Raw genomic sequence first — 13483 nt, 5'->3', positions numbered from 1 at the left:
CCGGGAGCCGACGGGGGAGCCGACCGGGGAGCCGGTCCGGCCGGTTCCTGTGAGGCGGGACCGAAACGGCCAGTAGCGCGCCGCAGTTGGCGGACTTCCGCTGTGCCTTCTTCCAGTACGACCCTCCGCCGGGGTGAAGGAGACTGCCAGCAGGAGAGCCCGCGGCGCCCCAAGTGCGCGGGCCGGAGCCAGGCCTGACGAGGCAGACGGAAGGACGGCACGATGAGCACGGAGCTGTACGACGAGATCGGCGAGGCGTTCGAGGGCTTCAAGACCCTCCCCCTGACCCGCTACGGGGAGGTGCCCGGCTTCCTCGCCCTCGTCGGCGACGTGAGCGGCAGGTCGGTCCTCGACCTGGCGTCCGGAACCGGCTTCTACAGCCGGGAGTTCAAGCGTCGCGGCGCATCCCGCGTCCTCGGCGTCGACATCTCCGGCGCGATGGTCGACGCGGCCCGGGCCCTGGAGGCCGACGCCCCGCTGGGCGTGGAGTACGAGATCGGCGACGTCGCCGAGCTGCGCACCTTCGAAGAGCGCTTCGACATCGGGGTCGCGGTCCAGCTGTTCAACTACGCCGAGGACGTCGCCACCATCGAGCGGATGTGCCGCAACATCCACCGCAGCCTGGTGGACGGGGCAGAGTTCTTCGTCTTCGGGCAGAGCCCCGACTTCCGTTTCGACGGGCCGTCCCTGGCCAAGTACGGCTTCCTCTGCGAACGGGCCGGCGAGGAGTCCGAGATCGGGCCGCGGGTGAGGATCACCGCGCTCCTCGACCCGCCGATCTCCTTCGTCGCCAACCCGCCGAGCCGCGAGGTCTACGAGAAGTGTCTGCGGGCGGCCGGATTCAGCGAGCTCACCTGGGTCCAGCTGGACGTCTCGGAGGCCGGCGTGCGCGAGTTCGGCGAGGGCTTCTGGGCGGACTTCCGCGCCAACCGCCCGCTGGAGATGCTGCGGTGCCGCGCCTGACCTGAGCCCGGCACGCCGGCGGCCCGCCGCCCCGACCGTGAGGCCGGGGCGGCGGGCCACCGGCACTGCTCCTGGTAGCGCCTCGTCAGATGCCGAAGCCGGCGGCCCAGCGGACCGGGCCGGACGGCAGCGGGTGGCGGTCGTCCAGGCTCAGTGCCATCCACGCCTCGTCGGGCGCGTCGATGGTGAGCTCGACCCCGTGGGCGGATGCCCGCTGGAAGCCGAACCGCGGGTAGTACGTCGGGTGCCCGAGGAGGACGACGAACCGCTCGCCCCGCTCCCGCGCGGCGTCGAGCCCGGCCCGGACGGCGGCGGAACCGGCGCCGATCCGCTGGTGGTCGGGGTGGACGGAGACGGGCCCCATCGCGAGGGCGGGGACGTCACCGATGTACGCCCGGGTGAGGACGACGTGGCCGACCACGGTGCCCGCGATGTCGGTGGCGACGACGGACAGGCCGTCGATCCAGCCCTCGTCGGCGCGCAGCGCGTCGAGGACACCGAGCTCGAAGGAGGTCTCGAAGGCCGCGAGGGTGATGGCACGGACGGCGGGGATGTCCGCGGCGGTCTCGGCGCGGGTGATCCAGCAGGAGGAGGTGTAAGCGGAGGAGGACGAGGAAGACGAGGACGACATGGGAGAACCCCTGGGTGAAAGGGGCCCCGGCACGGCACGGGCACACCCGGCGGCCGCACGAAGGCGGCTCAGGGGGGTGTGGAAACGGTCAGACCAGGGCCCGGGACATGAGGACGGTCCGGGCGCTGCGCGAAGCAGCGGTCATCACCGCGGGCACAAAATCACTTCCCTGTCTTCTGTCGGCATCCTGGTCGAGCACGGATGCCCGGACCGTAACACGCCCCCGACCCGGGGTGCCTCCGGTTTTTCCCCGCCCGGTACACGGCCGTACGCGGGAAGCGCGCGGGCGGTACAGCGGCCGGACGTACAGCGGCCGCACACCTCGTGGCGGACGGCCGGTACAGGATGATGGCGCGTCAGAGGGTGGGGTCCCCGGCCGCAACTTCGAGCTCGCGCTCGCCCTCACCCCCGGGACCGGCACCGTGCTGCGCATCGAGATCTCCGACGCGCGCGGCGACCGCCTCCCGCCCTCCCCGCCTCCCGTGCCCCCGACTCCCAGACCGGGCGCGGCCTCACCCTCATCGACCACCTGGCCGACCGCTGGGGCACCATTCCCCGCCACCCCAACGCCAAGACCGTCTGGGCCGAACCGGACCTCCCGCGCGCCGATGCCGCCTGACCGCCCCGCGACCCGCGCCGCAGCGCTCACCCTCCTCCCGCTCGCCCTTCTGCTCGCTCTCACCTTCTGGGCCTGCCCTCTCCACCCCCGCCACGCCTCCCCGCCGGCGCCCGCCCCCCGCAGCGCCACCGCCCCGACCCCGCCCCCTGAAGACGGAGTGGGAAGTCGGACCAGCCGACTTCCCACTCCGCGCACTCCGGGTCCTCCTGCGGGGCGCCGGTGTGGCCGCGGCCGTGTGTCCGGGCGGGTGTCACCGCCGAGGCGGGGGAGTGGCCACCGCCCTGGCGCCGCCGCCACTCAGGGCGACGAGGGTGATCACTGCGGCGGGTGCTCCGGTGCGTTTCACCTGTTCCTCCAAGGGGTGGGTGCGAGGAGGGGAGCCCCGAGGAATCCCGTCCCGATCGAATGCGAACAGTGTGTGTCCGCCCGGTGGGCCACTCGCGCAGCACTGGCAGGAACGATTCGGCAGCTCTCCGGCGGCCACCGCCTCGGCGGGAAGGCCGCGGGAGTGGGAAGTCGGCGGGTCCGACTTCCCACTCCGTGGCACCTGCGCAATTTGTGTCCCCGGCAGCCAATACGCAGAGTGATCAGCGATGCTGATCCCCATGCGGCGTCAAGATGTTCTGACCTTGTGGGACAGCCCCTTCATCAACTTCCGGGACTTCGCCTTCCCGGACGGCGAGGGACACGGCTACCGCTGGGTGGACATCAAGCGCTTCCACCTCCCGGGAGACCCGCCCGGCGACCGGGGCCTGCTGGCGGCCCTGATCGCCCACCCGGAGTTCCGCGACACCTACGACGGCGCCGGCATCTGGACCGAGCCGCGCCACGGCCAGTGGTGGTCCGACCGCATCACCCCGGCCGCGTACGAGGCGGTCGACGCCCCGCGGGCCGCCAGACTCATCCGCGGCTGGGTCGCCAACGGCACCTCCACCCCCACCGGCCTCGACGTGCGGCTGACCGCGGACATCTACACCCCGATCCGCAACGCCACCAGCCGCTACCTCCTCGGCGAACTGCCCGAGGAAGCACGCCATGACTACGGTCCGATCCACACCGAGTTCCACGAACTGGTGCTCATCGACCGCCGGATGGGCGTGCTCACCCTCCTGGTCGCCGCCGACGACTGAACCGCGCGCGGACGGCCGCCGGTCCGCCGGTCCGCGGCTCCGACGGTCCGTCGGACTCTAGGATGATCCGATGGACATGGCGGCGGTGGCGATCGCGGTGACCGGCGTGGCGGGGACCCGCGGCCCCGGCGAGACCCTGCACTCGGCGGGGGACGCGCAGCGGGAACTGTGGTCGCTGATCAAGGTCATGCGGCACGCGATGCGTCAGGACCTGGGCGTGGCGGGGGAGTTCTAGCGAGCGGCGGCGCGGGCCCGGATCCTCCGGCCGCCGCGATACCGGTGAGGAGCTGGTCCGCCTGCCGGGGCGTCAGGGGGAAAGGGGGAGTACCCACTCCTTTCCACTCTCAACTTATAGCCCACCAGGGGGCTTGCGGCAAGGCCCTGCCGATGGCGCAGAATCACCGCTCGAAGCTGTGGTTCGGGGAAACGGGAGTACAAGATGCGCGTGTTGCTGTCGGCCTATGATTCGCGCGGGGGCGTCGAGCCGCTGGTCGGACTCGCGGTGCGGCTGCGGGAGCTCGGCGCCGAGGTGCGGGTGTGCGCGCCGCCGGACGAGGAGTTCGCGAAGCGACTGGCCGGAGTCGGCGTCGAGATGGTGGCGACCGGTGCGTCGGTGCGCGACCTGGTGACCGGGCGGACTCCGCCGTCGCCGGGCGGGGTGCCCCGGCGCGCGGCCGAGTTGACCGCCGCGTTCTACGACAAGGCCATCGAGGCGGCCCAGGGGTGCGACGTGCTGCTCGCAACCGGCCTGGTGCCGGCCGTGGCCGGTGTGCGGGCGGCCGCCGAGAAGCTGGGAGTCCGCTACGTGTACGCGAGTTACCAGCCGGTCAGCCTGCCGTCGCCGCACCACCCGCCGATGCCGCGGCCGGGCCGGCCGCTCGCCCCGGACGTGACCGACAACCGGGTGCTGTGGGACCAGGACGTCCGGGACGCGCAGGAGGTGTTCGGCGAGGCGGTCAACACCCACCGGGCGTCGGTCGGCCTGCCGCCGGTGGACAACGTCCGCGACTACGCGTTCACCGACCGGCCGTGGCTGGCCACCGACCCGGTGCTGGCCCCCTGGCAGCAGCCGGCGGAGCTCGACGTGCTGCAGACCGGCGCGTGGGTCCTGCCGGACGAACGCCCGCTCCCTGCCGACCTGGTGGCGTTCCTGGAGGCCGGTCCGGCCCCGGTGTACGTGGGCTTCGGCAGCATTCCCATGCGCGATCCGCAGGAGGTCGCCCGGGTGGTCGTCGAGGCGATCCGCGCTCAGGGCCGCCGCGCCGTCGTCTCCCGGGGCTGGGCCGACCTGGCGCTGGCCGGTGACCAGGACGACTGCTTCGTCGTCGGCGAGGTCAACCACCAGGCGCTGTTCCGCCGGGTGGCGGCCGTCGTGCACCACGGCGGCGCGGGCACCACGACGACGGCCACCTGGGCCGGCGCGCCCCAGGTGGTGGTCCCCCAGGGGGCGGACCAGCCGTACTTCGCCGGCCGCGTGGCCGACCTGGGCATCGGCGCGGCCCACGACGGTCCGACACCGACCGTCGAGTCCCTGTCGGCCGCGCTCAAGGCGGCGCTGACCCCCGAGACCCGCGACCGGGCGAGCGCCGTGGCGGGCGCGTTCCGCACCGACGGGGCGGCGGTGGCCGCGGAGCTGCTGCTCGACGCCGTCGACCGGTAGGGCCTGCCCTGGCGGCCGCCGACGGCCGGGTGAACCGGCCGCGGCCGTCGGGCCGGGGGCGGAACTCCGGGCCTGGTCCTGCGCGTTGTAGGCCAGAAGTGCGGCACCCGCATCGCACGGCGGTGCGCTCGGAGTTCCGGCGCCGACCCGGGGGACGGCCCGGGACGGCGGCGCGGCCGGAGGGAGCTGGTCCGATGGCGGTCCTTCCGGTGCTGGTCATCGGGTCGTTCGTGCTGGTGTGCCTCCTCTTCGTGCTCGGCGCGCCGACCACCTGGTGCCGGGACTGCAAGCACCAGCGCACCGAGCACGAGGACGGCACGGGCCCGTGCGGCGGGGAGGACTTCGACGTCGGCGAGCTGTCCCCGAACGGGAGGACCTGCCCGTGCGACCGCTACCGCGAGCGCCGCTGGGGAGGGCGGCGCGGGTGAGCGCCGCCGGGCTCCCGGCGTGATCAACCGCCGGTGGCCGGGCAGTGGTCGGCGACGCAGAACGAGCCCAGCACCGTCCGGTGGACGTGCTGGAGTGCCGGCCAGTCGTCGGGCGGCCCCGCCACCAGCAGCGCGTACACGGTGCCGTCGAAGGCGGTGAGGGCGTGGTCGACGGCGCGGCGGGTACCGTACTCGGCCGAGTCGTAGGAGTACTCGAGCTCGGCGCCGCCGGCGGTCTCCTCCAGTCGGATCCTGCGGTAACCCGGGTACCTCACCGTGTTCTTGGCCAGGTCGGCGTCCGTGGCGGCGACGGCCGCGTACGGGGTCCGCTCGGCCATGGTGATGACCTGGACGAGGCGGGCGCCGTCGGCGGACTTGTACAGGACGGACTTCCCCTCGCCGCTGCGCTGCCAGCCCTGGGGCACGGCGAGGGTGAATCCGGCGGGGTCCCGGACGAGGGAGAAGGGCGGGGTGGGGTCGGCCGTCGGTGTCGGCGTCGCGGCGGGTTGCGCCGGTGTCGGGGCGGGCTGCGCCGGCACCGGGTCGGGCCGGGTCGGGGCCGATCCGGCGGCGGAGCTGACGGCAGGGGCGGCCGGGCCGTCCGAGAGGGTGGTCGTCGCGGGGCCGTCCCCGGAGCCGCGGTGCAGCAGCAGCCAGCCGCCGCCCGCGAGCGCGGCGCAGAGCGCCACGGCGGCCGCCGCCAGGAGGGCCGGGCGGGCGCGGGCCCCACCGGGAGGGGGCGCGGCGGCGCCCGGCGGGTGCGCGGGCGGCCCGGTCACCCACTGCTGGCGTTCCGCGTCCCATTCCGCCACTGCGTCCCCCGTGTCCCGGCGTCCCCTGCGTCCCCTGCGTCCCCTGCGTTCCTGTGTCCCGTGTGGTCCGTGTGGTCCGTGTGCCCCCGGTGTCCCCGTCGGCGCCTCAGCCGAGCAGCTGGGTGATCGCCTGGATGACGGTGAGGGTCGAGGCGAGGCCGGACACCGCCGTGACCGATCCGGTCAGCAGGCTCCGCAGCCGGTCGAGTCGCCCGGGTTCCACCCGGCCGGTCTGCTCGATCGCCGTCTGCACCTCGGCGAGCCGCTGGTCCACCTCGTCGATGTCGTCGCCCTCGGTCCGGGCGAGCACCGGCAGGTGGCTGCGCAGGGTCGTGACCGCGCGCAGCAGCTCCAGCATCTCGGCGCCGACCTGTACGGAGTCGTTGACGGCCCGCGCGTTCCGGCCGACGGCGACCGGGGTGTCCCGCAGGGTGTTGACGATGACGCTGCCGGGCACCGGGGCGGGCGTCCGGCCCTCGGGCCAGCCTGCCGGCGCCGGCGGCGGGGGCGTCTGGCCGGTCCGGTGGGACCGGTCCTCCGCGACGGCTCCGTCGCCGACCGCGATCGCCCCGCCCGTGACGTGGTTGGCGGTGATGCCGCCGGACACCTGCGGGGTGCCGCTCCGCGTGCCCGGCGCCTGCTGCTCGTCGTCGTCTTTCCCGGTCACCGGGCCCCCTTGGTGGTGTGTCGTCATGTCGTCCCGCCTCCTGCGGTACCGCGGGGGCGGGGCGAGGAGCTGTGCCGGGCCGAGGCTCCCGACCCGGTCGCGACGGCGCCGCCGCTCATCGCCCCGATGTAGACCCCGCCGTCGTGGACCTGCACGATGTACTGCTCGAAACGGCCGGTCTCGTAGCCCTCGTTGCGCAGCGAGTCGCGCACGCCGTCGATGATCCGCTCCTGGATCGTCTTCACGTACCGGCTGATGTCCAGCTCCTGGAAGAGCGAGACGGTCGGGGCGGCGGCGAGCTCCCGCAGCGAGACGGCGGGGCCGGCGGCCGGCCCGAGCGACCCGAACGGCCGCCCGCCGCCGAGCCGCAGCAGCGCCCGGATCGCGGCCGGACCGGCCACGGCCGCGGAGACCGCCGAGCGCCCTGCCCCGGCGACGCCCGCGTGGTCGCCCTGGGCGACGGCGTCGGCCAGCCGCGCGTAGTCGGCCCGGATCGGGTTCAGGACGTGCGGCACGACCTCCAGGACCAGCAGCCGGCCCTGGGTGTGCACGCGGATCAGGACCGACAGCACGACGTGCTCGTCCCAGGCGCCGACCCTGATCCGCAGGAAGTGCCGGCGCCGCTCCGCGCCCTCGTTCACCGCGTGCTGCAGGTGGGCGGCGACGGAGGCCGGGTCGCGCAGCACGTCCTCGCGGCGCGGGCCGACGGGCAGGTAGACGAACTCCTCGATCTCCAGGTCCTTCAGCCGGTCCCGGCTGGTGTCGGCCGCCGAGCGCCGCAGCGCCTCCAGCCGCGGCACGATGAGGTCCAGGACCGCCCGGGCGGTGAGCTCCTGGTCCGCCGCGGACGGTGCCGGCGCCGGCTTGGGACCGGACTCAGGCGCACCCCGGGCGCGCTTGAGCTCCAGGGCGAAGGACCACGGCTGGTACGGCTTGCCCGCGCCGAGGAACGGGTGGGCCGAGTCGTACACCGTCAGCTGGGAGAACTGCTCGTGGTCGATCGCGGCGCCGACGGCGCGGTAGCGGGGCGAGGCCGGCAGCTCGGCGCGCGGCCTGGTCGGGAACGTCGTGCGGCCCAGGTCGTGGCGGATGGTCCGGGCGACCACGCGGCGGTGGACCCAGACCGGGATGCTCAGCAGCACCGGGAAGACCACCCCGTCGACGTGCCCGGAGGGCAGCGCGGTCAGGGCGAGGAACAGGTAGCCGAGTTGCGCCAGTCCGGCGAGCACGGCGAAGGCCTCGGTCCACGACGACCGGGGCAGGTCCGATCCGGGCGCGGCGACGGTGACCGGGTAGAGGGCCCGGTCCCGTTGGGCGGGCGTCTTCCCGTACCAGGACAGCAGGCAGACCAGCGCGAAGAGGAACGCGAAGGAGGAGACCGGCAGGTGGTCGACGGACAGCGACTCGGCGACCGACCGCTCCAACTGCTGCAGCGGCGTCGACCCGGGGCGGACCGGCGGCAGCAGCATGGGGGCGAGCAGGAACGCCACCCAGACGGCCAGGAGCACCGCTCCCGTCCGGATCTCGGCCGCCCGTGCCCGCAGCGCGTGCGCCAGGACCGGTACGAGGTCGAACCCGAGGGACGGCGCAACCGTACGGTTCCCGTGCTCCACCAGCTCGCTGATGACGCGCCGCCGGTACTCGGGGTCGAGATACACGCCCGCACACAGCAGCCGGGTGGCCTCCGACGCGGCATGCGGCCTGCTGGGAGGTCTCGTCGGCGGCCCCGTGGGCGGACCCGTGGGCGGCCTCGTGGGCGGCGGAGGATGGGCCGCAGGCCGGAGCGGCGGCGGGGCCGCGTCGGACCCGCCGGATGGGATCGCCATCCACCCCCCCGGTGGCTAGGGCCAACTCCCTTCGAGTATGGGGCTCTTGGCGCGTCCTGGCCATCCTTTGACCAACCGGCCGCAGAAACCGACGGCCGCCCGCCCCTCGCGGGGGCGGACGGCCGGTGCCTCCGCTGGGTGCCGCCTGGCTTACCACTGCACTTGACGTACTTCGATTGCAGTGGTTTGCTTGGCGCACTTCAGTACGAGGAGGGAGAGCGGGATGCGGCAGAATCCGGCCCGGCGGGCCGCGCTGCTCGACGGCGCCATCGAGGTCCTCGCCCGGGACGGCGCGCGCGGTCTGACCCTGCGCGCCGTCGACAAGGAGGCGGCGGTCCCGATCGGCACCGCGTCCAACTACTTCCGCAATCGCGACGACCTGCTCGTCCAGGCCGGCGCCCGCGTCTACGAGCAGCTCAGGCCCGAAGAGGGCGCGATCACCGAGATGTTCGACCAGGCCCTGGACGCCGCCTCGTACGGCGCGATGCTGCGGGGGAGCGTCGACAGGGTCTCGGCCTTCCGGTCCGGGTACCTGGCGCTGCTGGAGCTGCGGTTGGAGGCCACCAGGAGGCCGGAGCTGCGGACGCTGCTCACCGAGCGGGTCCGCTCCGACATCGACGAGAACGTCGCCCGGCACGAGGCCGCCGGCCTGCCGGGCGGCGCGACCGCCGTCCTGTTGATGTACCTGGCCATGAACTGGCTGGTCGTCGAGCAGCTCACCCTGCCGGACGTCCTCACGGACGCCGAGCGCGACGAACTGGTCGCGCAGGCGGTGGAGCGCATCGTCGGCCCGTTCCCCACCACCGCCGAGTAGCACCGACCAAGTAGCACCCGCCAGGTAGCACCCGCCGCGTAGTACCCACCACGTAGCACCCCGGTGGCGCCCGGATCCGGGCCGCACACCTCTCACCACGGTCCGACGACCGATCCCCGGAAGGACATTACTTGCGCAAGCTGGTCTACTTCATCGCCTCAACGCTCGACGGCTTCATCGCCGGGCCGGACGGCTCCGACCCCACCGGCCCCGGCGGCTTCTGGTCCCCCTCCGGGGACTACATCCAGTACCTGATCGAGGAGTACCCCGAGACCCTGCCCGGCCCGGCCCGGGCCGCGCTCGGCGTCACCGCCGAAGGCACCCGTTTCGACACGGTGGTCGAAGGCCGCAAGAGCTATGAGGTCGGCCTCGCGGCCGGCGTGACCGACGCCTACCCCCACCTCAGGCACCTGGTCTTCTCCCGGACGCTCGCCGGGAGCCCGGACGCCGGCGTCGAGCTCGTGGCCGGCGACCCGGTGGCGCGGGTGCGGGCGCTGAAGGAGGAGGAGGGCAAGGACATCTGGCTGGTCGGCGGCGGCGAGCTGGCCGGTGCGCTGTACGGCGAGATCGACCGGCTGATCGTCAAGTTCAGCCCGCTGAGCATCGGTTCGGGTATACCCCTGTTCGGGCGGGCCGCGGACTTCGCGCCCAGCGCCTGGGAGCTCGCCGGCCACACCGTCCTCGACGGCGGCGCGGTCTTCCTCACCTATGAGCGGGGCGCCGGCACTCCGCAGTCCGCCGACCGGTAGCGGCGGGGGGCACGCGCGGGGTTCCCGCCCGAGGGCCTCGCCCCGGTCCTGTTACGCGGGGCCGAGGTCCCAGGACTGCTCGGCGGCCCAGGCCTCGACGGTGTGCCAGCCGGTCTCCGGGTACCGCGCGTGCAGGGCGTCGACGTCCACGTCCAGGCCGGTCTCCTGGAAGTAGCGGAACATCGCGGCCAGGTCCTCCGAGTAGCCGGCGACGACGGACAGCGGCACCTCCTCGAAGCGGATGTCGCGGCCGCTCGCCGCGCAGATGGCGGCCGCGATCTGCTCGGGGGTGCGCCACTGGGAGGCGATGTCGATCCGCCGTCCGGCGAACTCCTCGGGGCGGGACAGCGCAAGGGCGGCGAAGGCGCCGATGTCGGCGGCGGCGATGAGCGGCATCGGCCGGTCGGCCGGCATCGGCAGGTGGAGGACGCCTTCGCGCAGCGACCGCAGGGTCCACCCGTTGGCGTAGTTCTCCATGAAGGCGCCGGGGCCGATCACCGTCCACGGCACGTCGAGGGCGGCCAGGTGCTGCTCCAGCCGCCACTTGGTCTCGAAGTGCGGGATGCCCGTCGACCGGTCGGCGTTGGTGGCCGAGGTGAGGACGATGTGCCGCACCCCGCCGGCCGCGGCCGCGTCGAGCAGGGCCTCGCCCTGGCGGACCTCGGTGTCGAGGTCGCTGCCGAACGGCGTGGACATCGCGAACAGTGCTCCGGCGCCGCCGAGGGCGGCGGCCAGCGAGGCGGGGTCGTCGAAGTCCGCCCGGACGACCTCGGCGCCGAGCGCGTGCAGGGCGGCGGCGGCCGGTCCGGCGGGGTCGCGGGTGAGGGCGCGGACCGGGAGGCCGAGGCGCAGCAGTGCGCGGGCGGTGGCGCCGCCCTGGGCGCCGGTGGCTCCGGTGACGGCGACCGGGGCGGGGGAGATCGTTGATATCTGCGTCATGCAGATAAATGTAGACGGGATTGCCTGCGTGGCGCAACTGTTTAATTCGAGACCGTATAGGGTGTGAGTACAACGGAGACACCGAGGGAGCGAGGCCCCGCCCATGGCACGTGACGACCTGCTGGCGCAGCTGTGGCCCGAATCCCGCCGCTACCTCGCCTCGTACGTCCTCTTCAACCAGGCCGTCGCCGACCACCTCGGCATGCACCCCACCGACCTGCAGTGCCTCAACCTCCTCGGCCTCGAAGGCGGGCCGGTCACCACCGGGCGGATCGCCGACATGACCGGCCTGACCAGCGGCTCGGCGACCAGGCTGGTCGACCGGCTGGAGAAGGCCGGCCTGGTCACCCGGCGGCGGGACGACCGGGACCGCCGACGCGTCCTGGTCGAGGTGGTGCCCGAGGCGCTGGAGCGGTTCGGTGCCGTCTGGCGGGATCTGGGTGCCGACTGGGAGGAGATGTTCCGGGAGGACGACGAGGCCGACCTCGCCGTCCTGCTGCGGCACATGCGCCGCACCGTCGAGCTGGGCCGCCGCCAGATGGCCCGGCTGGCCGAGTCTCCGGGGACGGTCGGCTCGTCACGGCCGACCGGCTGACCCGTCGGCGGGGGGCGGACGGGCCCGAGGGGCGGGGTGCGGGTTCCCGGCTCCCCGGGTGGTGCCTGCTTCGGGCGTCAGGACGCCGCGTAGAGCGTGGCGGCGGTCGGCAGCCCCGCGCGATGGGCGAGCGCGGCCGCCTCGCCGCGTGAGGCGACGCCCAACTTGGCCAGGATGTTGGCGACATGGAACTTCACCGTGGACTCGCTGATGTGCAGGGCGAGGGCGATTTCCCGGTTGCGGCGGCCCTGGGCGAGCTGGTCGAGGACCTCCAACTCCCTTGGCTGAAGACCGTCCAGGGGGTCGGCGGAGACCGGTACGCCCGGCGCGTTGAGCGGCAGGTCGACGGTGACGGTGGTGCCCCAGCCGGGGACGGCGTCCACGGTCAGCCGGCCCTCCAGTGCGGTGACCCGGTCCGCCGTCCGGTGCACGGCGAGCGCCTCGACGGCGAGTAGGCCTGGTCCGTCGTCGCGCACCACCGCGCGCAGGGTGTCCGCCACCAGCTGCCAACTCACGTGTAGGCGGCTCAGGTTGTCCTGCTCCAGCATGGCCAGGACGGTGGAGCGGACGGCCGCCCGGGCGGTGTGCGCGATGTCGGCGGGGATCCGCGGGGTGCCGGATCCCGTCCTGGTGACCGTGGTTGTGGTTGCGGTTGCGGCGACGGTTGCGGTGGTCCCGGCCGCCGCGGGCGGCAGCAGGTCGAGCCGGACGGGGCCGTGCCGCAGCAGCGGGCGCAGCTCGTCGGCGAGGCGGGCGAACGCGGTGTCAACGGGCTCCTCGCTCAACTCCCGGTCGAGGTCGGCGCCGGCCCGCAGCTCCAGCAGGGACGAGACGGCGAGCTCGGTGGCGCTGTTGCGGGCGGCGGCGTCGTCCAGCGCGGCGGAGCGCAGGGTGGCGAGGATCGCGGACAGCGCCGAGGCGTGTGTGCCCGTCAGTTCGGCGATCGCCCGGGCCCGGGCCATCGCCGAGGCGCGGGAGGCGACCGCGTGCTGCGGCGCGGCGTCGGTGGCGCGGTGGTGAGTGTGGGCGGTGACCAGCTCCCACAGCTGCTGGAGGACGGCGAGCGCCGACTCGGGCAGCGGCCCGTCGGCCGCCCGGACCAGGACGAGCAGCGCGCCGTTGGTACCCGCGGGCGCCGCCGAGACGGCGACGGCCGGGCGGGTGGAGCCGGCCAGCACCGCCTCGCCCTGCCAGGGCCGCCCCGGCCGGACCGACTCCGCCAACCGGCCCAGCTCCAGGCTGGTGATCCGCCCGGTCGCGTCGGCGCGGCCGTACGAGCCCGTGGGGGAGTGCGTGCAGACGCCGCTGAGCTGGGCGATCGCGGTGTGCGGGACGAGGTCGGCGAGCACCTCGGAGAGCCGCCGCATGATGGCGGGCCGCGGCGCCCGCAGCACCTCCACCGCCCGCGCCAGCGCGTCCTCGGGGCCTGCCCAGCCGGGGAGGGGGAGCCCGGCGCCGGGTGCCGTCCCTGCCGTTGTGCCGTCCGCCATGCGATCCCCCCGGTCATCCGCCATGCCCTTCAGCCTAGGGCCTCTCTTTCGGACCTCGCCGGGTGGTGACGCCGGAGCACGCACGCCCCCGGCCTTCGGCCGGGAGGTGCCCCCACCGCATGGACTCCCTCCTCCGCACCGCCGATGCACGCACGCCAAC

The 13483-nt window shown here is 74.2% G+C and carries 14 protein-coding genes; 8 read left to right on the top strand and 6 right to left on the bottom strand.

The window, feature by feature from the left end:
• Positions 1–222 precede the first annotated feature (222 nt).
• Positions 223–963: a class I SAM-dependent methyltransferase gene (locus ACGFZP_RS14325; protein ID WP_392932041.1), complete on the top strand. Its 741-nt coding sequence runs from the start codon at positions 223–225 to the stop codon at positions 961–963.
• An 85-nt stretch (positions 964–1048) separates the two neighbouring features.
• On the opposite strand, the gene ACGFZP_RS14320 is transcribed toward ACGFZP_RS14325, so the two are convergent.
• Positions 1049–1594 (bottom strand): GNAT family N-acetyltransferase, encoded by a 546-nt coding sequence (locus ACGFZP_RS14320; RefSeq protein ID WP_392932039.1) that lies wholly within the window; start codon positions 1592–1594, stop codon positions 1049–1051.
• 1212 nt (positions 1595–2806) lie between these two features.
• Here ACGFZP_RS14320 and ACGFZP_RS14315 point away from each other — a divergent pair.
• The 4 genes from ACGFZP_RS14315 (at position 2807) to ACGFZP_RS14300 (ending at position 5431) form a co-directional block, all read left to right on the top strand.
• The gene (locus ACGFZP_RS14315) at positions 2807–3343 is read left to right on the top strand and encodes a hypothetical protein (RefSeq protein WP_392932037.1); all 537 of its coding nucleotides are present in this window, start codon (positions 2807–2809) and stop codon (positions 3341–3343) included.
• A 70-nt stretch (positions 3344–3413) separates the two neighbouring features.
• On the top strand, positions 3414–3578 hold the full coding sequence (locus ACGFZP_RS14310; RefSeq protein WP_392932036.1) for a hypothetical protein: 165 nt from the start codon (positions 3414–3416) through the stop codon (positions 3576–3578).
• A 204-nt stretch (positions 3579–3782) separates the two neighbouring features.
• Positions 3783–5003, top strand: a complete 1221-nt coding sequence (locus ACGFZP_RS14305; protein WP_392932035.1) for a glycosyltransferase — start codon at positions 3783–3785, stop codon at positions 5001–5003.
• Positions 5004–5197: 194 nt separating this feature from the next.
• A complete protein-coding gene (locus tag ACGFZP_RS14300; protein WP_392932033.1) occupies positions 5198–5431 on the top strand; it encodes a hypothetical protein in 234 nt (77 codons plus the stop codon).
• A gap of 23 nt (positions 5432–5454) precedes the next feature.
• On the opposite strand, the gene ACGFZP_RS14295 is transcribed toward ACGFZP_RS14300, so the two are convergent.
• The 3 genes from ACGFZP_RS14295 to ACGFZP_RS14285 form a co-directional block, all read right to left on the bottom strand.
• Entirely contained in the window at positions 5455–6243 is a 789-nt protein-coding gene (locus ACGFZP_RS14295; protein ID WP_392932031.1) for a hypothetical protein, read from the bottom strand.
• 106 nt (positions 6244–6349) lie between these two features.
• Entirely contained in the window at positions 6350–6910 is a 561-nt protein-coding gene (locus ACGFZP_RS14290) for a hypothetical protein (protein WP_392932029.1), read from the bottom strand.
• Between the two features lie 23 nt (positions 6911–6933).
• A complete protein-coding gene (locus ACGFZP_RS14285; protein WP_392932027.1) occupies positions 6934–8568 on the bottom strand; it encodes a hypothetical protein in 1635 nt (544 codons plus the stop codon).
• A 391-nt stretch (positions 8569–8959) separates the two neighbouring features.
• Between ACGFZP_RS14285 and ACGFZP_RS14280 the strand changes: the two genes are divergently transcribed.
• Both ACGFZP_RS14280 and ACGFZP_RS14275 read left to right on the top strand, forming a co-directional pair.
• Complete coding sequence (locus tag ACGFZP_RS14280; protein WP_392932025.1) at positions 8960–9550, top strand: TetR/AcrR family transcriptional regulator; 591 nt, start codon at positions 8960–8962, stop codon at positions 9548–9550.
• A 131-nt stretch (positions 9551–9681) separates the two neighbouring features.
• Complete coding sequence (locus tag ACGFZP_RS14275; RefSeq protein WP_392932024.1) at positions 9682–10299, top strand: dihydrofolate reductase family protein; 618 nt, start codon at positions 9682–9684, stop codon at positions 10297–10299.
• A 51-nt stretch (positions 10300–10350) separates the two neighbouring features.
• Here the strand turns inward: ACGFZP_RS14275 and ACGFZP_RS14270 are convergent, their stop codons facing one another.
• The gene (locus ACGFZP_RS14270) at positions 10351–11238 is read right to left on the bottom strand and encodes an NmrA family NAD(P)-binding protein (protein ID WP_392932022.1); all 888 of its coding nucleotides are present in this window, start codon (positions 11236–11238) and stop codon (positions 10351–10353) included.
• Positions 11239–11341: 103 nt separating this feature from the next.
• Here ACGFZP_RS14270 and ACGFZP_RS14265 point away from each other — a divergent pair, with 103 nt between their 5' ends.
• Positions 11342–11833 carry a MarR family winged helix-turn-helix transcriptional regulator gene (locus tag ACGFZP_RS14265; RefSeq protein ID WP_392932020.1) on the top strand — a complete coding sequence of 164 codons (492 nt, stop codon included), beginning with the start codon at positions 11342–11344 and terminating at the stop codon, positions 11831–11833.
• A 77-nt stretch (positions 11834–11910) separates the two neighbouring features.
• On the opposite strand, the gene ACGFZP_RS14260 is transcribed toward ACGFZP_RS14265, so the two are convergent.
• Positions 11911–13347, bottom strand: coding sequence for a LuxR C-terminal-related transcriptional regulator (locus ACGFZP_RS14260; protein WP_392932018.1), 1437 nt, complete (start codon positions 13345–13347; stop codon positions 11911–11913).
• Positions 13348–13483 lie beyond the last annotated feature (136 nt).

Source organism: Kitasatospora sp. NPDC048239, assembly GCF_043202015.1.
GTDB lineage: Bacteria > Actinomycetota > Actinomycetes > Streptomycetales > Streptomycetaceae > Kitasatospora.
Note: the sequence above shows the minus strand (reverse complement) of the source record. Positions and strands in the feature narration are given on the sequence as shown.

Bases quoted from the DNA above. Each gene is read 5' to 3' on its own strand.
- ACGFZP_RS14270 (WP_392932022.1), bottom strand. From the start codon at position 11,238: ATGACGCAGATATCAACGATCTCCCCCGCCCCGGTCGCCGTCACCGGA.
- ACGFZP_RS14320 (WP_392932039.1), bottom strand. From the start codon at position 1,594: ATGTCGTCCTCGTCTTCCTCGTCCTCCTCCGCTTACACCTCCTCCTGC.
- ACGFZP_RS14280 (WP_392932025.1), top strand. From the start codon at position 8,960: ATGCGGCAGAATCCGGCCCGGCGGGCCGCGCTGCTCGACGGCGCCATC.
- ACGFZP_RS14305 (WP_392932035.1), top strand. From the start codon at position 3,783: ATGCGCGTGTTGCTGTCGGCCTATGATTCGCGCGGGGGCGTCGAGCCG.
- ACGFZP_RS14310 (WP_392932036.1), top strand. From the start codon at position 3,414: ATGGACATGGCGGCGGTGGCGATCGCGGTGACCGGCGTGGCGGGGACC.
- ACGFZP_RS14260 (WP_392932018.1), bottom strand. From the start codon at position 13,347: ATGGCGGATGACCGGGGGGATCGCATGGCGGACGGCACAACGGCAGGG.
- ACGFZP_RS14315 (WP_392932037.1), top strand. From the start codon at position 2,807: ATGCTGATCCCCATGCGGCGTCAAGATGTTCTGACCTTGTGGGACAGC.
- ACGFZP_RS14265 (WP_392932020.1), top strand. From the start codon at position 11,342: ATGGCACGTGACGACCTGCTGGCGCAGCTGTGGCCCGAATCCCGCCGC.
- ACGFZP_RS14300 (WP_392932033.1), top strand. From the start codon at position 5,198: ATGGCGGTCCTTCCGGTGCTGGTCATCGGGTCGTTCGTGCTGGTGTGC.
- ACGFZP_RS14325 (WP_392932041.1), top strand. From the start codon at position 223: ATGAGCACGGAGCTGTACGACGAGATCGGCGAGGCGTTCGAGGGCTTC.